Source organism: Actinomadura gamaensis, assembly GCF_042652125.1.
GTDB lineage: Bacteria > Actinomycetota > Actinomycetes > Streptosporangiales > Streptosporangiaceae > Spirillospora > Spirillospora gamaensis.
On sequence record NZ_JBHSIT010000012.1, the window covers coordinates 249,716 to 268,610 of the forward strand.

An 18,895-nucleotide genomic window follows, 5' to 3' on the forward strand; every position below is an offset into this window, starting at 1 on the left:
CCCGACCTCGACCTCGCGCCCGCCTCGACCCGCCGCGTGGCGCTCTGTCGCAATCGCTACGTCCCGCTGCGGGGGGTCAGGCCAGGGGAAGGGACGCGCCGGGTTCGAGGATGCGGATCGCCGTGCCCGGGGCGACCGCTTCGGCGTACGCGGCGAACGCGCACTCGGGGCCGAGGAAGAGGTGGGGGCGGACGCGTTCCATCCCGATGGGCCACAGCGTGCCGTAATGGATCGGGACGGCGGTGTCCGGGCGGGACCGCCGCGCGGCCTCGGCGGCGCGGGCGGGGTCGAGATGTCCGGGTCCGAGGGACGGCCCCCATCCGCCGACCGGGATGAGCGCGGCGTCGAGCGGCCCCAGGGCGCCCATCTCCGGGAACAGGTCGGTGTCGCCCGCGAACCAGACGCGCCGCGCGCCTTCGATCACGTAGCCGAGCGCCGGGCCCTCGTGCTTGGACCAGGGGGTGCGGCGTCCGCTGTGCGCGGCCGGGACGGTCCGCACCCCCACTCCGCGCACTTCGGTCACCTCTCCCGGGCGCGTCTCCACGGCCCGCTCGGCGAGGTCGTCGCGTCCCATGTCGGTGAGGAAGCGGACCGTGCCCCGCGGGACGATCAGCGGGAGATCGTCCGGCAGCAGCCGCAGTGACGGCAGATGCAGGTGGTCGGCGTGCAGGTGCGAGATCAGGACGGCGTCCGCCCCGCGCACGGCGTCCATGCGCGGGGCGGGTCCGCGCCGCCTGCGCAGGTGCCCGACCCGTCCGGTCAGGACGGGATCGGTCAGCAGCCGCACCCCGCCGACCTCGACCGTCGCCGTGGCGTGCCCCCACCAGGTGATCGCCGCGCTCACCCGGCCGGCCGCCGCGTGTCGGGGATCGCGCGCGTTCCGCCCGCGGGCGGCAGGGCCGTGCGGTGGCCCAGGTCCGCCAGCCAGGCGACGAGCCGGCGATGCACGCTCTCCGCGCCGACCAGCTCCGGGTCGTCCAGCGGCCAGCCGGACGGGTGGACGAGGACCGCCTCGGTCTGCCAGCCGCCGACGCCGCCGTGGCTGCCGACCTGCTCCTCGAACGCGGCGACCTCGCCCGTGTCCGGGTCGTAGACGCCGTGCAGGTAGAGGTCCGGTGCGTGGTCGAGCGCGACGATCCGGGCGAAGTCGTCGGCGGCCCGGGCCGGCAGGTCGCGCAGCGGGTCGGCGCCGTCCACCCGGCCCGTCGCCAGGTGGCGGACCCCGTCCCGCCCGACCGCGAGGGGCCCGAACGCTTCCGAGACCACGACCACCACGCCGATGCCCGGATGGGCGGCGAGCCGGGCCACCAGGCCGGGCCAGAGCCGCTCGATCCGCTCGTGGCTCAGCCGTCCGGGATGCCGCGGGAAGTACACGAGCCCGAGGCAGCCGGACGCGCACACGACGGCCTCGTCATCCGGCCCGTCCTCGCCGGACGGCTCGGCCGGGTCGGACGGCTTGGCCGGGTCGGACGGCTTGGCCGGGCCGGTCAGCTTGGCCGGGCCGGACGGCTTGGCGGAGTTGGCAGGGCCGAAACCGGTCTCCGCGCGGCGGCCGAGGACGCGCCGGGCGATCCCCGCGCTCACACTGTCCTGCTGGACGAGCTGCGCGAAGAAGGTGTTGACCGGCCCCCACTCCTCGACGCTGGCCGTCTCCGCACGTCCGTCACCCGCGCCGCCCCGGACCGGTTCGCCGTCGTCCGGACTGTTCATCAGGGTGCGGACGACGTCCTCCAGCGGCCTTCCGACGCGCTGGAGGAACGTGGCGCCCTGCGTCTGACCGTGGTCGGAGAGCACGACGAACGCGTACGGGCGCGGGGTCTGCGTGGCGACGCGCTCCAGCACGCCGAGGACCCGGTCGAGCCCTTCCAGCGACCGCATCGACTCGGCGCGGACCGGCCCGGCGTGGTGCGCGATCTCGTCGTAGTCCACGAAGTCCACGTAGATCGAGCGGGCGCCGCGCATCATCTGCTCGACGACGAGCGCGACGTTGAGGTCGCGCAGCATGACGTTGGTGATCCCGCGCAGCGGCACGTACCAGCCGCCGCGCCTGATCCTCGGCTCGATCCCGCGCTTGCGCTGGCGGCGGCCCTGCCAGAGTTCCTTGACCATCTCCCCGACCGTGAGGAACAGCGCGCGGGCGAAGCCGAACGGGTGGGTGAAGAACGACGCGTAGGACGCGGACGGCCCGATGCTCCCGCCGCTCTCCGCGCCGCTCATCGTGAGCAGCCGGACGGGCGCGTCCCCGGAGAACAGGTTGCTGACGCTGACGCCGTCGTCGGCGAGCAGGCCCCGGCCGTCCGACAGCCGCCGCTCGATGACGGCGGCGTCCGCGGGGCGGTTCGCGACGATCATCCGCCCCGCATCCTTCTCGTACCAGCGGAAAGCGGGCATTCCCTCGGTGCTGCCGTGCAGCAGGCCCGCCTGCGAGACGGGCGTGGTGGACGGGATCCGGGCCGTCCAGCCGCGGACGGTGTGCCCGCCGGAACGCACCCAGCGGGACAGCGTCGGCAGGTTCCCGGCCCGCAGCGCCCACTCCAGGACGGGCCGGGGAAGCCCGTCGAACTGCACGAACACCACGCCGGTCAGCCCGTCCACGACCGGCCGCCGGCGGCGTCCGCGGGTCGCGTGCCGGATGACGTAGCCGACGAAGTCGTCGTCCTGGTTGACCACGAGCAGCCAGGAGAACACGGTCGCGAGCAGCGCGTACATCCAGGCCGCCGCCACCGCGTCGCCGAACCCGTCGGTGGTCACGCCGGGCGTCAGCCGCAGCCCGACGTAGGTGACGACGGCCTGGGCGAACAGCCCGATCACGAACACCCCGAACCAGGACAGCGCGACCGCGAGGGCCGTCAGCACCGGACGCAGCACCACGCTGACCGCCGAGATCACCAGCGTCGCGAGGACGACCGTCCAGGCGCCGTCCCGCACCGAGATGCCGCTGTGCACGGCGATGATCGCGCCCAGCACCGCCGCGCCGAACGCCCACGACCCCAGCAGCCGGACGAGATCTCCCCACGTCAGCCGCCGTCCGCGCAGCGACCACCCGGCGAGCCGGCCGCGCGTCCCCGCGCCGCGGTGGGAGACGGCCGGGGGCTCGTTCGCGTCCGGACGGGTGTCCACGTTCCTGCCCTCCCCGAGGGACCGCGTCAGTGGGTCGCGGCGTACTCCTCCAGTTCGGCCAGGTAGGCGTCCTTGACCGAGCGCGGCAGCCAGGCGATCTCGAAGGCGTTGCGCTGGAACTGGACGACCTCGTCGCGGCTCAACCCCAGCTTCGCCTGGACGGCCCGGACGTTCTCGCTGACGTAGGCGAGGAAGTACGCCGGGTCGTCGGAGTTGATGGTGACCTTGATGCCGAGGTCCAGCATCCGCCGGATCTCGGCGGCCTTCATGTCCGACGTCACGAACCCGTTCGACACCGGGCAGACGGTGAGGCCGAGGCCGCGCCGCGCGATCTCGGCCGTGAGCGCCTCGTCGTCCAGGGCGTTGGAGCCGTGGTCGATGCGGTCGACGCCGATGACGTCCAGGCACTGCCGGATGTGCTCGTGGGTGTTCGGCTGGTCGATGTCGCAGTGCGCGGTGATCAGGTAGCCCTCCTCGCGCGCCCGCGCGAAGACCTTCTCGAACTTCACCGGCGGGTTGTCGCGCTCGTCGGAGTCCAGCCCGACGCCGACGATCCACTCGCGGTAGGGCAGCGACTCCATCAGCGTCGCCATCGCGTACTCGGCGGAGAAGTCGCGCAGGAAGCACATGATCAGCTGGGCCCGGACGCCGAGCAGCCGGTCCGCGTCCATGATCGCCCGGCGCAGCCCGCGGATCACGATGTCGAAGGGCACGCCGCGCGAGGTGTGCGCCTGCGGGTCGAAGAAGATCTCCGCGTACCGGACGTTCTGCGACGCGGCCTTGGTCAGGTAGGCGTGGGCGAGCTCGTAGAAGTCCTGCTCCTTCTGGAGGGCCTGCATGCTCTCGTAGTAGCCGACCAGGAAGGACGTCAGGCTGTCGAACTTGTAGGCCTCGCGTGCCTCCTCGACCGTCCGGTAGGGCAGCCGGACGCCGTTGCGTTCGGCCAGCCGCATCTTGAGCTCGGGCTCCAGCGTGCCCTCGATGTGCAGATGCAGCTCGCATTTCGGCATTCCGGCGATGAACGCGTCCACGGGTCGGCCTCCTCCGCTTCGCCCATTCCGAGACTATCGCGCCAGGTCAGAAGGGTTCCCTTGCCGGTCCCGGCCATTTTCGGGGGCATTCTCAGGTTTCTCTCAGGAGCCTCCCGGCTCAACTCCCAGGCGGTCCGGGTTGTCTTGCCATCATGAGAGCCAACAAGAAGACGATGGCGGCCGGGATCGCCGCCGCCGCCCTGCTCGGCACCGGGCTGTACGCCGCCGTTCCCGCCTTCGCGGCGAACCCGTCGCCGTCCGCGTCGCCGTCGAGCCGTCCGTCCGAGCCCGGGAAGGGCCACCACGGCAGGGACGGCCACGGGCACCGCGGCCGTTTCGCGGGCATCCGCGGCGTTCACGGCGAGGCGACCGTCAAGGCCAAGGACAACACCTTCAAGCTCGTCGACTGGCAGCGCGGCCAGGTCACCGGCAAGACCGGCACGACCCTGACCGTCAAGAGCGCGGACGGCGCCGTCTGGACGTGGACGATCGACGCGAAGACCCGCGTCCGCAAGGACCGCGCCAAGTCCAACCTCGGCGCCGTCGCCAACGGCGACCAGGTCGCCGTCTTCGGCACCCGGAACGGCGACACCCGCACGGCCGTCGCCATCCGCGACCCCCAGAAGAAGGCGGACTGATCCAGCGCGAGTACCGGTTCTCGTTCCGCCGGGGCCTGCCGCGTGGCGGCGGGCGACGCGGCGGCGGGCGACGCGAGGGCCGACTCTCGTTCCGCCGCCGCCTCCTGGCGGGTGGGGGCGGCGGGCGGAACGGGCCCGCAGTAACGTCGAACAGGACGCTGCGGGGGTGCGGAGGCCGATGAACGAGGAGCGGCGGGTGCTCGTCGTGGACGACGAGGCGAACATCCGGGACCTGATCGAGACCGCGCTGACCTTCCACGGGTTCGCCGTGGAGACGGCGCGCGACGGCGCGGGGGCGCTGCGCGCCGCGAAGGAGACGCGCCCCGACCTCGTCCTGCTGGACGTGCTGATGCCCGACCTCGACGGGTTCGAGGTGTGCCGCCGGCTGCGCGCGGACGGCGACCAGGTGCCGATCATCTTCCTGACCGCCCGCGACACCCCGTCCGACACCGTCACCGGCCTCACGCTGGGCGGCGACGACTACGTGACCAAGCCGTTCTCCATCGACGCGCTGGTGGCGCGGGTCCGCGCGGTGCTGCGCCGCACGGCCCCGGCCGGCGCGTCGCAGGACGACGACCTGCTCCGCGTCGGCGACCTGGAGCTGTCGGAATCCCGCTGGACGGTCCGCCGCGCGGGCACCGACGTCGACCTGTCCCCGACCGAGTTCCGGCTGCTCGCCTGCCTGATGCGCAACGAGGGCCGGGTCCTGACCCGCGCCCAGCTGCTGGAGTCGGTCTGGGGCTGGGACGGGAACCCGCAGGTCGTCGAGACCTACATCAGCTACCTGCGGCGCAAGCTCGACCCGCTCGGCCCGCCGCTCATCCACACCCGGCGCGGTGTCGGCTACACCCTCCGCGCATGATCGCCGTCCGGCGGTGAGACCCGCATGAGCCTGAACGCGCGGCTGCTGACCGGGCTGCTCGCCGTCACGTTCGCGGGCCTGCTGGTGATGGGTCTGGTCAGCGCGTTCGTCCTGCACAACTACCTGATGCACCGGGTGGACGGCCAGCTCGAGGCCACCCGTGACCGGGCGGTCACCCGGCTCAAGCCCGGCCTGCCCGACGACGGCATGGCCCCGGCCCGCTTCCTCGTGATCAGCGTCGCGCCGTCCGGGCGGATGAAGGTGCTCAGCGGCGACGACCCCGACCCCGGCGCCGCCGAGGACGCGATCCAGCGGTTGGGCACGGCCGAGCTATCCCGGCGCGCCGCCGACCGCAGGCCGTTCTCGCTGCCCGGGCTGCGCGCCGTCGCCCGCGTCCGGCCGCCGCGCAGCGACGTCGCCAGCCTCGCGCCGCGCGCCGCCGGCCGCGGGAACGACGTCGTGGTGGTCGCCGCGCCGCTCGCGGAGATCCGCGCCGCGACGCTCAGCCTGGTCGTGACCGAGCTCGCGACGGCCGCGCTGCTGCTGGTCGCGCTCGCGCTCGTCGGCCGCTGGCTGATCCGGCGCGGCCTGCGCCCGCTGCACCAGATGGCGACGACGGCGCAGGTCATCGCGCTCGGCGGCAACCTGGGCGCGCGGATGTCCGGCGCGGACCGCCGCACCGAGACCGGACGCCTCGCCGGTGCGATCAACGTCATGCTCGGCCGGATCGAGCAGGCGTTCGCGGCGCGCGCCCGCTCCGAGGCGCGGGTCCGCGAGTTCGCCGCGGACGCCTCGCACGAGCTGCGGACGCCGCTGACCACCATCCAGGGCTACGCCGAGCTGTACCGGCAGGGCGCGCTCGGCCCGGACCGGCTGCCCGACGCGATGCGCCGCATCGAGGAGGAGGCCCGCCGGATGAGCAGCCTGGTCGGCGACCTGCTGGAACTCGCCCGCCTCGACCGCGAGGCGTCCCTCGAACCCGCGCCCGTGGACCTCGCCGCGCTCGCCCGCGACGCCGTCGCCGACGCGCAGGCCGCCGACCCGGACCGTCCGGTGCGGCTGGAGTCGCCGTCCTCGCTGGTCGCGACGGTGGACGAGGCGCGCATCCGCCAGGTGCTGGCGAACCTGCTGACGAACGTGCGGGTGCACACGCCGTCCGGGACGGGCGCGACCGTCCGCCTTCAAGCACCGCACGCGGGACAGGTCGTCCTGGAGGTCGCGGACGAGGGCCCGGGCATGTCCCCCGAGGACGCCGCGCGCGCCTTCGAACGCTTCCACAGCGGCGGCACCACCGGCGCGGGCCTGGGCCTGCCGATCGTCGCGGCCATCGCCGCCGCCCACGGCGGCCACGCCGAACTCTTCTCCGCCCCGAACACCGGCACCACCGTCCGAGTGACCCTGCCGACACCCCCGCCGGCGCCCGCCGAACTCGGCCGCCCCGACAATCAGCCGACCCAGTAAACGCCCAACCAAAACCGCAAAGACTCGGCAGGACCCGCCGAAATCGCGAAGCTACTGCCCGGCACGGCCGGTCGGCCGGTCGGCCGAAACCGCGGACCATCGCGGCTTCGGCGCGAGATCAGTCGGTGTCGTAGACGGTTACGGACAGCTCGCGTCCGACGAGGTGCCGTTCGATCAGCGGCTCGACCTCGGACCAGCGTCCGCCCGCGAGGCCGCAGCCGATGCGCGGCATGTGGACGGACGCGCCGAGCTCGACGGCGCGCGCGCCGAGGCGGTCCAGGCAGGCGGACAGCGCGTCGTAGCGGATCGGGACGCCCTTGCTGCCGCGCCTGATCCCCCGCTGACCGACCATGTTCGCGACCCAGATGTACGGCTCGACCTGCACGAACTGCACCGCGCCCAACCCGAAGCCGTTCCGCGCGCGGTCCCGGTGCCAGGCGCGGTAGGCGCGTTCGGGCTCGTCCCAGCGGCGGGATACGGCGAGCACGAAACCCTTCCCCCAGCCGCCGAGGTCGTTGCAGACGTGCGCGATCACCTTCACGCCCTTCGCCTGCGGGGACGTCGCGTCACCGCGCACGTACCGGACCTCGCCCATGACCAGGACGATAGGCGCGACCACCGACACTCCGGAAACGCTTTTTCGGCTACCGCGAGGACGCGAGCCGCTCCACCGACGGCGCGACCTGCGGGGACGGCAGGTCGTCGATCACACGCGGGACGGCGGCGAGGCAGCCCGCTCCGTCCACCAGCGCGGGCGGATGCGCGGACAGCACGGCCACCCGGCGAGCATCGACCCGAGCGCGCGCCTTGAGCTTGGCGACGTCCACGCTGACCATCCGGTCACCCGCGATGCGGAACGTTCCCGCGGCGTCGAAGAAGGCGGCCGAAACCCGCCCGACGCCGAGCGACCCCACGCCGAGCGGGCCGACGCCGAGCCGCCCGAGCCGCGTGACGCGCTCGGTTCGCGGGTCGATCCGCACGAGGACGTGGCGCGCGTCGTCCACCCCGTAGATCAGTCCGTCCTTCGGACGCACGGCGAAGTCGTCCAGCAGGAGGGCCCTCCTCACGGCGAACGTCCTGACGACGCGCATCCGCATTTTCGGATCGGTCACATCAACGACTCGGATCGTGCGACGTCCGCGCACGTAGAAAAGCCCATCGGCGGACACGGCGCCAGCGGTGTAGGTGTCCTGCGGGAGCGGCGCGGTAGCGAGAACCGTCCCGTCCCGCGGATCGATCGCCTGGACGGTCGGCGCGGTTCCGTCCACAGCACTGCTGGCCACCCCGTACAGCAGCCCGTCGCGCGAGTCGTAACCGAGCGCGTCCAGTCCGGGTGCCGGAGCGATCGGCTGGACGCTGCCGTCCAGCACGTCCATGCGTCCGAGGATCCGCCGTCCGTCGATCCTCCGCCGGCGCGCCTCGCGCGCGCCGCTAACCCCCGCAATCCGCAGGTCGGCGACAACATACGCAACACCATCACAGCGCGCAGACGACGCGTCGCGCGCGGACGGCACGGACGGCGCCTCCGCAGCGGACGTGCCGGACACGAGAACTCCGGCCGCCACGCCCCCGGAAGCCCATCGGACAAGGCGCACGAACCGGGGCCGGAGCCCACGAGCGGGTGCCATGAACACGGTGTCCCCCCCGTGATTCCGCCGAGCGGGACCCGACATCCCCGCCAGGAACGACTACCGCCCGCGCCACGCAGACCACTACGCGGTCGTTAGTTCCCGATCATGAAACCGGCCGAACCCAAGCCCCGGTCAAGCCCGCCGCCGCACCCGCCCCGTCCCGAGCCGGTTCCGCCCCTGGAACGCCTCAGTTGCGCCTGCTGAGCAGCACGACGGCCAGCACCAGCCCGCCCACGGCGAGCACGCCCAGTGCGAACAGGAAGAGGAGGATCAACATCTCTATGAATCCCAACGCCACGTCAGTTACCTCCGAACAGATGCGGAGACCTTATATCCGTCCAAGTCAGCCTTCGGGCCACGTCTCGCGGCGGAGCGGGCCGAGCTCGCCCAGCGAGTAGCGCCCCTCCTCGGCGAGGACGCGCAGGACGCCCAGCGCCTCGTCGAGCGTGACCGACCGCCCGTAGGACGCCCGCTCCTCCGCGACCAGTTGCTCGGCCCAGAGCCGATCGCCGCCCTCCCACATCCCCTGGACGACGCGCTCGGAAGGAGTGGCACAGACGAAGAAACTGCCGGCGACCGGCGGAAGGTCGAGGAGCAGCGACCGCACCTCCGGGAACGTCATCGGCCAGTCCTCCTGCCACGTCCCGCGGGCCAGGTCCTGGACGGACACGGTCAGCACCGGCCCCGGCGCCTCGGGACGTCCCGGATAGGCGGCCAGCCGCCCGTGCCGGCGAACGCGCCAGGTCATCGGCACGAAGACGCGCGTGCCGGCGTCCCCGTTCCACACCGGCTCGAACCCGTGCCGTCCGAGCACGTCCACGACCTCGGCCGCGATCTCGGCGGCCCCGCCGCCCTTCCCGAAGACCCCGAAGGCCAGGTGGACGCCCCCGCCGTCCAGCGCCCCCTCGACGTCCTGCCGATGGCAGAAGGCGTACCCCCGCCGCGTCTCCCCCTCGGGGATCTCGGCTCCGATCTCGTGAATCCCGCAGTTCTGGCAGCACGCGAAGTCGGCCCGGGCGACGATGCCCGCCTCGTCCAACGCCCGGAACGCCGCCCGCAGCCGATCAGGCTCCAGCTCCTCGTCGCCCCACCCGGCCTGCGCCTCCTCATGCGCGGCGAACTCGTCGACCGCCACGGCCCGCGCAGCCGCCTCAAGCTCCGCCGGCTCCCCCTCGAACGTGTCGAGATACTCGACCGCGCCCGCCACAACCCCCTCGAAGTCGACCGCCCCCCGCGCGACCCCCACCCGAACAACATCCCGCAGAGCTTCCCGAAGATCCACAAGGCGGATGATTGCACGTTTGCCGTCACCGCCCAGGAAACCCCGACAAACCCGCCCGCGCTTCATCTCTCCCCGTCACGGCCGCACCGCTTCCACGGCTTGGCCGACCGACCTCGGCGGATCGAAGAAGTTCACCTTCCCCGAGGGGGTCCAGACCTCCAGCCGCCGGCATCCGTCCAGTTCCAGGTACGCGGTCTGATGCATGGGCATGAGGACGAGCTGCGCCCAGCGGGTGCGGGGCAGTGAACAGGGCTCGGCTGGTCGCGCGTCGCGCAGCGCCGCGACGACTCCGGGCAGATCGGTGAGCCGGCCGCCGGTCACGAGGACGCCGCCGTCCGCGCCCTTCGACCTGGCGTAGACGCAGGCGCGCCCGCTGACCGGGTCCGGCTGGAAGTCCGGCCGTCGCGATCCCCGCTGCATCACGGTGCCCAGATGGATCTCCCAGTCGAACATGTCCTTGCCGTACTGGGAGCAGCCCGACGCGACGGCCTCGGGGCTCTCGATTCGCCGCAACTTGACCTCTTCGACCGTCCGCCACGGCATCGGGCGCATCGCCGCGACCACGCCCACATAGTGTCCGCACGCGTCCGGCGGGACTCTCGGCTGGACGGCCTTGCCGGCGCGGTCCACGAGCATCAGGTACGGAGCGCCGTCTGCTTGGAGACTGCACGTTTTCGGCTGCGAGGACGCGGCCTGTCCCGGTGACCGGTGGAGCTGCGCGAGCAACGGCCCCAAGCCGGAGTCCGCGCGCCGGGTGATCGAGAACTCCCATCTGCCGTCACCTGGAACGAGCCGGAGCTCGCGAGTACAGGTGTAAACGGTCGCCGGCCGAAATCCCATCGGCAAAGGCGCGCCGCTTCCCTTTCCGCGGTCCGGCCGCGACCAGGGAGAAACGGACGCGCACGAGACCGGCGGCCGAGCGGAGTCCACGGCACGGTGGGAAGGGGACGAACCCAGCGGTACGACCACGCAAGCCATGAGGACGGCTGCCGTCCCTGCGACGGCCAGACGCCTGCGGCGACGAGCACGACGGGCGCGAGCGGCGATCGCGATCAGGCGCCCGGACGGGTGCGGCAGATCGTCCGGGACGGCCAGGGCGAGAAGCCGGCGCAGTTGCTCTGTGCGGACATCGGTCACCGTTCTGCCCCCTCGGTGAGCAGCGAGAGTAGGTCGGCGTCGGCGCGCAGCGCGTTCAGCGCACGGGAGGTCTGGGTCTTCACGGTTCCGGTCGTGCAGCCGAGAATCGCCGCTGTCTCGGCGACCGAGCGGTCCTCCACGAAGCGCAGGACGACCACCGCGCGCTGCCGTGCCGTCAACCGGGCCAGCGCACGGCGCACGGCGTCGCGGGCCGCGGAGTCGTCGGCGAGGTCGGCCCGGTCGGCTGCGTCCGGTGGGCGCGCCGAAGGGAGCTCACCGCGCCAGCGCCGTCGCCACCAGGTGAGGTAGGTGGTGTAAAGGACGCGCCGGAGGTAGCTTTCCGGATCGCCGCCCGCGCAGATGCGCGGCCAGCGCCACCAGACACGGGCCAGCACGGTCTGCAGCAGGTCCTCCGCGAGGCCGCTGTCACCCGTGAGCAGCCACGCCGTGCGCAGCAACGAGGGCGAACGCGCGGCGACGAACTCGGCGAAGCCCTCCGGGACGTCCGGCATGGATCACCTCCCGCCCTACGAACAAGGTGACCCCGGGGATCGGTTGACGGCGACGCGGAATTGTTTCGTGCCGCTCGCAGCACCTGAGCGAACCAAGAAGCGCGGGAAAGCAGCGGATTCGGGGGGTTGTGCGTGTTAGGGGGGTGGAAAGCGACATGGTGGGAGCGATGCGTCCTCCCCGAACGAGTGTGCAACGCCGCGAGGGGGCGGGTGAAGCCTCGGCGGAGCTGGTGCGCCTGTTCCGCGAGCATCACCTCAACCTCGCCCGGACGGCCCTGATGATCGTCGGGGACCGGGCGACGGCCGAGGACGTGGTGCAGGACGCCTTCGTCGAGGCGCACCGCCGGATCGACAGGCTGGCGGACCCGGACCGGATGCTGCCCTACGTCCGGGCGTCGGTGGTGAACCGGTGCCGGACCGTCCTGCGCAGGCGGCGCCTGGCGTTCGCGGCGGCCCGCGAGCACGAGCCGCCGGTGTGGTCGGCCGAGTCGGCGGTGATCCTCGGCGAGGACCGCCGGGAGGTCTTCCTCGCCCTCCAGCGCCTGCCGCGGCGCCAGCGCGAGGCGCTCGTGCTCCGCTACTACCTGGACCTGGGGGAGGCGGAGATCGCCGAGGTCATGGGGATCGGCCGCGGCACCGTCAGGTCCACGACGTCGCGGGCGCTCGCCGCGCTCGCCAAGCATCTCGGGGAGCAGGCATGACCGGGACCGAAGACCGCCTCCGCGACGCCTTCAGCGGCGCGGCCGAGACCATCCGTCCGGGATCGCTCGCACCGCTCAGCCCGCCGCCGCCCCGCGCGCGCTCGATGAAGTGGGCCGTTCCGGTGGCCGTGGCCGGGGCGCTCACCCTTGTCCTGATCGGTACGTCGATGCTGGTCGGCGGGATGTCGCAGGCTCCGCGGACCGGCTCGTCCGCGCTCAGCGGCGCGCCCGAGCGCATCGTCGCGATCCGCGGCGGCCACGCCATGGTCGAGGACGCCGCGGGCCATCCGATCGTCCGCATCGACGGCGACCGTTACGAGGCCGTGGCCGCGACCCGTGATCGCCGCACCTTCTTCCTGGCCGCGTCGGCGGCAAGCGACACCTACTCGTTCTACCGCGTCACGCTCGGCCCGGACGGTTCGCCGACGCGTCCGCAGAGAGTGCCCGCGACCATCCGGCTGGACTCCGGCCTCGGCAAACCGGAACGCTTCGCCGCCAGCCCGGACGGCTCGAAGCTCGCCGTCGTCGGCAACAACCCTGGCCAGGTCGAAGCCGTCGTCATCGACGTCCGGACCGGCGCGTCCAGGGTCTGGCGTGCCAGCGGCGACAACCCGATCTCCAGCGCGACCTGGTCCCCCGACAACCGCACCCTGGGCTTCATCTGGTCATTCCGGGACGACCAGCCGTCTCTGTACCTGCTGGACACCGGCGCGGCCCGGCTCGCGCCGCGCGTCCTGCGCAGCGCCACGACACCGGGTGACGGCCTGATCAACGTCTTCGCCTTCAACCCGGACGGCCGCACTCTGACCGCCCAGGTCCAGGGCGCGAAACGCGGCCCCGACGACGACGCCGAATACCAGCTCGTCCAACTCTCGGCGCGGACTGGCCAACCCACCCCGTGGACGGCGCGCCTGCCCAGTGACTCCTTCTTCGTCAAGCCCGACGCGTCCGGCAACCACTTCCTGCAGATCATCGACGGCCGCCTGGGACGCGTCGACAACGGCGTCTTCACCTGGACGACCACAGCGACCGACTACACCGACGCCGCCTGGTAACCACAACCGACGTCGCGAGGTCCACCGCGTCCGCGGCGTCCGCGGCGTGCGCGGCGTGCGCGGCGGGCGGGCCTTCGCGCCCCGTGGCGAACCTAGAGCAACTTCAGAAGCCTGCTCGCCGCGCCCTTCGTGTGATCGACGACGCGAAAGAACCAGAACGACGCCAGCAGCCTCCGGCACTCCACCAGCCGACGAGCCTCGGCCCCGGAGAGATCAGCAGCGTCCACCACGCGGTCCAGGCCCGTCCCACCGTGCCACCAAGCCGAGATGTGCTCGACGACCTCCGCGAGCTCATAGGCCCGGTCGCTGCGTCCCGCGTACTCGAAGTCGACCAACCGCACCTCGCCGCCGTCCCACAGGTAGTTCGCGACATTGCCGTCACCCGTGCCCAACACGGGAGTTCCGCTAGCGGCGAGCGTCCGCTCGAGGTCCCGTCCATGCGCCCACGCGGCTGTGGCGTTGTAGGCGGCTGCGACGTCCGGTTCGGCTTCCGGGTCGGTCTCCGCACCGGCGCTTGGAGGCGTGAACGACTCGCACCATGCTCGGACGCGCCGGAGCAGTTCCAAAGGATGGCCGGCGCGAGGAGGAATCTCGTGGAGAGTCCGCGCAGGGACGGCCGTGTGCAAACGCAGAACCGCCGCGGCTATGGCGGAGAGTTGGGCGTCCTGGACGGGCCCGGTGATCGACACTCCGTCCAGCCGAGACATCCGCAACCACGGCGGTTCATCTCCCAGCCCCGCCGCGAGCGGCACGGGAGCCAGCCCTGGCGCGTGCCGCGACAGCAACCCCAGCGCCCGCCACTCCCGCGCCGGTTCGTCCAGCGTCCAGGCGCGATACCGCTTGAGGACGTCGGACTGCCCCATCACGACGTCATGGGTGTTCCCGTGGCGGTCCATGGCGTTCACCCTGCACAGCGACCGAGCGCTACGCAACCGCGCCTTCGGCCACCCCCACTCTCGCCAAGATCAGGTCCGTTCATCGTCGCGGACCGTCATCTTCGCCGGATCGGGGGTAGGGCACTCGAAGTTGACCATGGTCCCGCAGGGGGCCGCTCGGGACCGCTGGGGACCGCCGGGGACCGCTGGGTCGCCGAGCAGGAGGGAACGTTCGAGATGCGCACTGCCACGCGGACGATCGCCGTCACCGCCGCCGCCACGATGCTGGGAGGGCTGGCGCTGGTGTCGTCCCAGAACGCCATGGCTGCGACGGTCAAGAAGGAGGTGCCCTCGGCGTGCCGTCCGGCGAACCACGGGGCCAGGATCACGCAGGGCTCCGCGAGCGCCGGCCATAGCCACTACCGCGTCACCCTGGTCGCTCCGCGCGGGTACGCCTCGTGCGAGCTGGCCGGGTCCCCCGCCGACGTGCGGTTCTACCACCACGGCCACCTGATCGGGATCACCGCCGGACGCTACGGTCCGCAGAAGGACGTGGTGGTCTTCGGTCCGGGTCGTCCCGTCCACTTCGACATCCAGGTGCGCAACAACTCGCACGGGACGGCCGCCGACGAGGCCGCCTTCCCGCTCAGGACTCCGCACGGCGTGATCCCCGGCCGTTCCACCGCGCACGGCCGACTCACCGTCACCGCGGGAACGGTCGTCGGCCCGGTGCGGCCAGGGGCCTGATCCAGCTCAAGGCTCACCCGTGACCGCGCGTCCTCATGGATTGCCGTCGGTCAGAGCGGCAGCGGTCAGGGTGAGGTGCCGGGACAGCACTTCGGCCGCGGCGTCGGCATCGCGTGCGAGCGCGGTCTCCTCCAGGCGGCGGTGCTCGGCGTCCCCGTCCCGGCCGGGAGCCCGGTGCGCCGACCAGCGACGGGCCAGCTCACTGGCCGTCCACAGGCGGTCGAAAGTGTCCATCAGGACAGGGTTTCCGCACCCTTCCAGCAGCGTCCGGTGGAAGAGGCGATGGGCTTCCGCCCAGGCGGCGGTGTAGTTCTCACCCTCCTCCGGCGCGTACGGCGGGGTGCGCGCCAGCCGGTGATGAGCAGCCCGGACGCGAGCCTCCCAGTCCACGTCCCCGCGCTCGATCGACATGCGCAGCATGGCCGGTTCGATCGTCCGGCGCGCTTCGGCGATCTCCTGCCAGCGGCGGTCGGAGAACGACGGGACGGCGAAGCCGCGATTGTGCAGCCGGTCGGCGAGCCCCTCCCCGACCGCCCGGACGAGGGCCTCGCGCACGACGGCCAGGCTCACACCCATTTCCTTGGCGAGGTCCTGGGGCTTGAGGGCGTCACCGGGAGCGTGGTCCCCGCGCATGATCGCGTCCCGCAGGTGGACGAAGGCCCGCTCGGAGAGCATCTGCTTCCCCGCTCCGGCAGGGGTCTGAGCCGTCTGAGTCATGGTCGCCATCATAGACGATTCGACAAATAATCGATTATCGATGCTAGAGTCGATGATGTCGCCAGGACGGCGACCCCACCGCATCCGAAAGGACCCACACCGTGAACGCCAACAACCCCTTCGCCCGCCTGCCCGAGGCCGCGTCCTTCACCGTCACCAGCGACACCGTCGCCGACGGTTCCGCCTGGGCCCCCGAGCAACTCGCCTCCGGCGTCCCCGGCGGCAAGGACGTGTCGCCGCACCTCTCCTGGAGCGGCGCCCCCGAAGGCACCAAGAGCTATGCCGTCACCGTCTACGACCCCGACGCCCCCACCGGATCGGGCTTCTGGCACTGGGCGGTCGCCGACATCCCCGCCACCGTCACCGAACTCCCCGAAGGAGCCGGCGACGCCACCGGCTCGTCCCTCCCGGAGGGCGCCTTCCAACTCCCCAACGACGCCCGCGTGCCCCACTACCTCGGCGCCGCCCCGCCCGCCGGCCACGGCCCGCACCGCTACTTCGTCGTCGTGCACGCCCTGGACGTCGAGTCCATCGGCGTCCCGGCGGACGCCACCCCCGCCGTCCTCGGTTTCACCATGTCCGCCCACACCCTCGGCCGCGCAGTCCTCACCGCAACCGCCGAAACCCCCGCCTGACCCGCCGCAACCGGCGAGCCAACCTCCACCCGGACGCCCATCTCCGTAACCTCAACCCCCTAACCCCGTCCCCGGACGTCTTCAAATCAAAGAAGGCCCTCTCGAAACCGAGAGGGCCTTCCCACATGCGCTCGCCCGCTCGGGAGTCCAAGCGCCCACCACGGCCAGGTCGAGCCTCTTCAACTAGACAAGCGTGAGCCGGCCAGCGACCTTCGCCAATAGACCAATCTCAACCCGCCTGCGTCCCTCACCTTCGCCCTTCGCCTAGCCAAGTCGGCCTACTGGATCGCCGCGAAGACCCGCCAACCACCACGCCACGCCCCGTCTCGCCGCCACGGCCTCCGAACTTGTCCGCTCCGTGATCGCCCGAATAAGGAAGTTGGTGACGAACTGACTAACCTTGACTTGCTTTGCGAAGTCACGGCATGATCATGTCGCGCTGAGCCCCGCGTCATGCACTCCGATGCTCCGGAGGAGTCGATGTCTTCGCTGACTCTCCCGTTCCGCCATCGTCCCGTCCCGCGAGCGGCGGCCCTCCCGTCACCACCGGCCCGCTCAGCCCCGTTTCATGATGATTACGGCAAACACCTGGTCGCACCGTAATCCCGAAGGACGTCATCGACATGCTCGAGCGGGAAGTCCCGTCGACGAACCACGATCGCGTTCGTAGCCTCTCCACCCTCGGCAATCTGCTGTCATTCTGGTTCGCCGACCGCCCTCACGGATGCGCCCCGGTTTCGTCGATCGGATCTCTGCCCGCGCACTACGCACGGGTCATCCGGCATCGTCGCAACCGGTCGATGAGTTCCGCGCATCAGGAACTGAAATCGGCGCTCCAGGCGTTGACCTACACCGATGAGCGTTGGGAGAACCTGCGAGAATCCACCGGAGACATCCCCGTTTTTTCAGACACGGTGCTGGAGTTGCTTCGCACGAACTGCGGTCCGACGATCCCTGAGGCATTCTCCAGTCTTCGACATTCGCTGACGAGTGTGTCCACCTGTTCGCTGCTAGATGCATCGGAACTTCCCTACGCGAGAGAGCTCGACTCCCTGTTTCCGCTGTTCGGCAGTCTTGTCTCCACCCGCCTCGCCTGGGATCGCTCTTCGCCCGACGGAGACCGGCCTCCTGTGTCCGAAGAGATCGTTCAGCGGACCCTATTGACGGACGCCGAAGGTCGTCCCCAATACGACTCCGAGCTGTTCGCCGGCATGGTCGGTTCTCACTACGAGCTTCGAGCGACGGTCGTGACTGCTGAGGAGCTCGGTCTTGCGGCCGAAAACGCGCCGCCCGAGGGCTGGCTGGACTGGTGCGCACCAGCGGTGGCTGCGCTCAGCAACGCGCTCAGGGACCAGCAAGCCACAGGCAGGCGGCTGGTGGCCGCCGCCGAGAACCCTTCCAGGAGGGCCCAGGCGATAGACGATCCCCGCTATGGGAACGCGACGTTACTGGTCTCGGCCTTTGAGGGGCGCCCACTCAATGACACGGCTGAGTGGCGTACGTCGGATGTCATATGGCGGTTCAAACGCGCCATCGACCATCCTCGCTTCCCGCATGAACTGGCTCCAGTGATATCCCATTTGGATCTGTTGATCACCGACTTGGAAGAAGATCCGTGGCTGTGGGATGAAATCCTCGGGGGAGTCGATGTGTCTCCTGGAATCGAGCCACTCGACGCCCTGGCGGATCTGCGCGCCCAACTCATGGACCCCCATCCGAGGCCTCCGCGCCCCACGCTCAAGGAACTGCCTCTGAGCGGCTGGGAGTTGCGGTTTCGGTTTCCGGGGTTGGCCGCGTTCGGGGAAGGTCGTCCGGATGTGTCGGGTAGGAAGCTCGTAGAGGATGTGGCGGCGGCGCACGAACCGTGTCGCATCGGGCTGCCGCCGTTGATCGGGGAGATCGCCGAATTGGTGGCGCTGCTTCCGGACGAAGAGGACGTGGATCGGGCGATGGCGCACCTGGGAGCCACCGGAACCGGTTGGCGGCCGATACTGGAGGGCATGGTCACGAACCTGACCGCGCACGTTTGGGCACACGACGAGGAGCGGCGCGGATGAGAGGCGCCTCGACGTTCGTCGACACACCGACCGCACAGCGTTTCGTCCAGGCGGTGGTGGACGCGAACACGGTGACGATCCGCGAGTGGCTGGCGCGCGGGCACGGCGAACGGCCACGACTGGACGGCTACTTTCCCAGCGAGCCGACCGGCCGGCTAATGCTCCGCGGGATGCTCTACGCCGGACGCGGCCCTGTCGACGCGCACGGCGTCCACACCGTCCTCGAAGTTAGCGCCCGCCTTAGTAACTCCCTGGCCGCCTTCGCCACGGTCCGGAGTGCTCTTTCACGCGAACGGCGAAACGCTGTGGCCGAGGATTCGCGCGTATGAGTCCCCCTGCTCGCGGGACGGCTGGGAGCGGTGGAGCCCCCGCTTCGGACACCTCCAACCCGTTTTAGCCGCCAGCGGCAGGTTTCTCTGCTAGGACGCTGCGGA

At 71.4% G+C, this 18,895-nt stretch carries 19 protein-coding genes; 9 read left to right on the plus strand and 10 right to left on the minus strand.

All coding sequences use genetic code 11. From position 1 onward, the window contains the following. Positions 1-76: 76 nt before the first annotated feature. The 3 genes from ACFPCY_RS34850 to add are packed head-to-tail and all read right to left on the minus strand — an operon-like array spanning position 77 to position 4,151. Entirely contained in the window at positions 77-844 is a 768-nt protein-coding gene (locus ACFPCY_RS34850; RefSeq protein WP_378262516.1) for an MBL fold metallo-hydrolase, read from the minus strand. After that, entirely contained in the window at positions 841-3,120 is a 2,280-nt protein-coding gene (locus ACFPCY_RS34855; protein WP_378262518.1) for a phage holin family protein, read from the minus strand. The genes ACFPCY_RS34850 and ACFPCY_RS34855 overlap by 4 nt, the downstream gene beginning before the upstream one ends. Positions 3,121-3,146: 26 nt before the next feature. Next, a complete protein-coding gene (gene add / locus ACFPCY_RS34860) occupies positions 3,147-4,151 on the minus strand; it encodes an adenosine deaminase (RefSeq protein ID WP_378262520.1) in 1,005 nt (334 codons plus the stop codon). A 152-nt stretch (positions 4,152-4,303) separates the two neighbouring features. Between add and ACFPCY_RS34865 the strand changes: the two genes are divergently transcribed. The 3 genes from ACFPCY_RS34865 to ACFPCY_RS34875 all read left to right on the plus strand — a co-directional run bounded on the left by ACFPCY_RS34865 (position 4,304) and on the right by ACFPCY_RS34875 (position 7,112). Next, positions 4,304-4,789, plus strand: coding sequence for a DUF5666 domain-containing protein (locus ACFPCY_RS34865; protein WP_378262522.1), 486 nt, complete (start codon positions 4,304-4,306; stop codon positions 4,787-4,789). A 178-nt stretch (positions 4,790-4,967) separates the two neighbouring features. Next, positions 4,968-5,651, plus strand: a complete 684-nt coding sequence (locus ACFPCY_RS34870) for a response regulator transcription factor (RefSeq protein ID WP_378262524.1) — start codon at positions 4,968-4,970, stop codon at positions 5,649-5,651. A gap of 24 nt (positions 5,652-5,675) precedes the next feature. Continuing rightward, positions 5,676-7,112 carry a sensor histidine kinase gene (locus ACFPCY_RS34875; protein ID WP_378262526.1) on the plus strand — a complete coding sequence of 479 codons (1,437 nt, stop codon included), beginning with the start codon at positions 5,676-5,678 and terminating at the stop codon, positions 7,110-7,112. A 118-nt stretch (positions 7,113-7,230) separates the two neighbouring features. On the opposite strand, the gene ACFPCY_RS34880 is transcribed toward ACFPCY_RS34875, so the two are convergent. The 5 genes from ACFPCY_RS34880 to ACFPCY_RS34900 all read right to left on the minus strand — a co-directional run bounded on the left by ACFPCY_RS34880 (position 7,231) and on the right by ACFPCY_RS34900 (position 11,674). Beyond that, positions 7,231-7,707: a macro domain-containing protein gene (locus ACFPCY_RS34880; protein WP_378262527.1), complete on the minus strand. Its 477-nt coding sequence runs from the start codon at positions 7,705-7,707 to the stop codon at positions 7,231-7,233. 49 nt (positions 7,708-7,756) lie between these two features. Next, positions 7,757-8,488, minus strand: a complete 732-nt coding sequence (locus ACFPCY_RS34885; RefSeq protein WP_378262529.1) for a DUF6923 family protein — start codon at positions 8,486-8,488, stop codon at positions 7,757-7,759. 598 nt (positions 8,489-9,086) lie between these two features. Beyond that, positions 9,087-10,091, minus strand: a complete 1,005-nt coding sequence (locus ACFPCY_RS34890) for a DUF6891 domain-containing protein (protein WP_378262531.1) — start codon at positions 10,089-10,091, stop codon at positions 9,087-9,089. A gap of 9 nt (positions 10,092-10,100) precedes the next feature. After that, entirely contained in the window at positions 10,101-10,661 is a 561-nt protein-coding gene (locus ACFPCY_RS34895) for a hypothetical protein (RefSeq protein WP_378262533.1), read from the minus strand. Positions 10,662-11,158: 497 nt separating this feature from the next. Further along, positions 11,159-11,674, minus strand: a complete 516-nt coding sequence (locus tag ACFPCY_RS34900; RefSeq protein WP_378262535.1) for a SigE family RNA polymerase sigma factor — start codon at positions 11,672-11,674, stop codon at positions 11,159-11,161. Positions 11,675-11,841: 167 nt separating this feature from the next. On the opposite strand from ACFPCY_RS34900, the gene ACFPCY_RS34905 reads away from it, so the two are divergent. Next, complete coding sequence (locus ACFPCY_RS34905) at positions 11,842-12,375, plus strand: RNA polymerase sigma factor (protein WP_378262537.1); 534 nt, start codon at positions 11,842-11,844, stop codon at positions 12,373-12,375. Then, positions 12,372-13,430, plus strand: a complete 1,059-nt coding sequence (locus ACFPCY_RS34910) for a TolB family protein (RefSeq protein ID WP_378262539.1) — start codon at positions 12,372-12,374, stop codon at positions 13,428-13,430. The genes ACFPCY_RS34905 and ACFPCY_RS34910 overlap by 4 nt, the downstream gene beginning before the upstream one ends. A 92-nt stretch (positions 13,431-13,522) precedes the next feature. Here the strand turns inward: ACFPCY_RS34910 and ACFPCY_RS34915 are convergent, their stop codons facing one another. Continuing rightward, the gene (locus ACFPCY_RS34915; RefSeq protein ID WP_378262541.1) at positions 13,523-14,326 is read right to left on the minus strand and encodes a phosphotransferase family protein; all 804 of its coding nucleotides are present in this window, start codon (positions 14,324-14,326) and stop codon (positions 13,523-13,525) included. Positions 14,327-14,542: 216 nt separating this feature from the next. Here ACFPCY_RS34915 and ACFPCY_RS34920 point away from each other — a divergent pair, with 216 nt between their 5' ends. Next, on the plus strand, positions 14,543-15,052 hold the full coding sequence (locus tag ACFPCY_RS34920; protein ID WP_378262543.1) for a DUF4232 domain-containing protein: 510 nt from the start codon (positions 14,543-14,545) through the stop codon (positions 15,050-15,052). 33 nt (positions 15,053-15,085) lie between these two features. On the opposite strand, the gene ACFPCY_RS34925 is transcribed toward ACFPCY_RS34920, so the two are convergent. After that, on the minus strand, positions 15,086-15,769 hold the full coding sequence (locus ACFPCY_RS34925) for a GntR family transcriptional regulator (RefSeq protein WP_378262545.1): 684 nt from the start codon (positions 15,767-15,769) through the stop codon (positions 15,086-15,088). A gap of 101 nt (positions 15,770-15,870) precedes the next feature. On the opposite strand from ACFPCY_RS34925, the gene ACFPCY_RS34930 reads away from it, so the two are divergent. The 3 genes from ACFPCY_RS34930 (at position 15,871) to ACFPCY_RS34940 (ending at position 18,790) form a co-directional block, all read left to right on the plus strand. Next, positions 15,871-16,404, plus strand: coding sequence for a YbhB/YbcL family Raf kinase inhibitor-like protein (locus ACFPCY_RS34930; RefSeq protein ID WP_378262547.1), 534 nt, complete (start codon positions 15,871-15,873; stop codon positions 16,402-16,404). Positions 16,405-17,027: 623 nt separating this feature from the next. Then, complete coding sequence (locus tag ACFPCY_RS34935; RefSeq protein ID WP_378262549.1) at positions 17,028-18,461, plus strand: hypothetical protein; 1,434 nt, start codon at positions 17,028-17,030, stop codon at positions 18,459-18,461. Beyond that, positions 18,458-18,790 (plus strand): RNase A-like domain-containing protein, encoded by a 333-nt coding sequence (locus ACFPCY_RS34940; RefSeq protein ID WP_378262551.1) that lies wholly within the window; start codon positions 18,458-18,460, stop codon positions 18,788-18,790. The genes ACFPCY_RS34935 and ACFPCY_RS34940 overlap by 4 nt, the downstream gene beginning before the upstream one ends. Positions 18,791-18,895 lie beyond the last annotated feature (105 nt).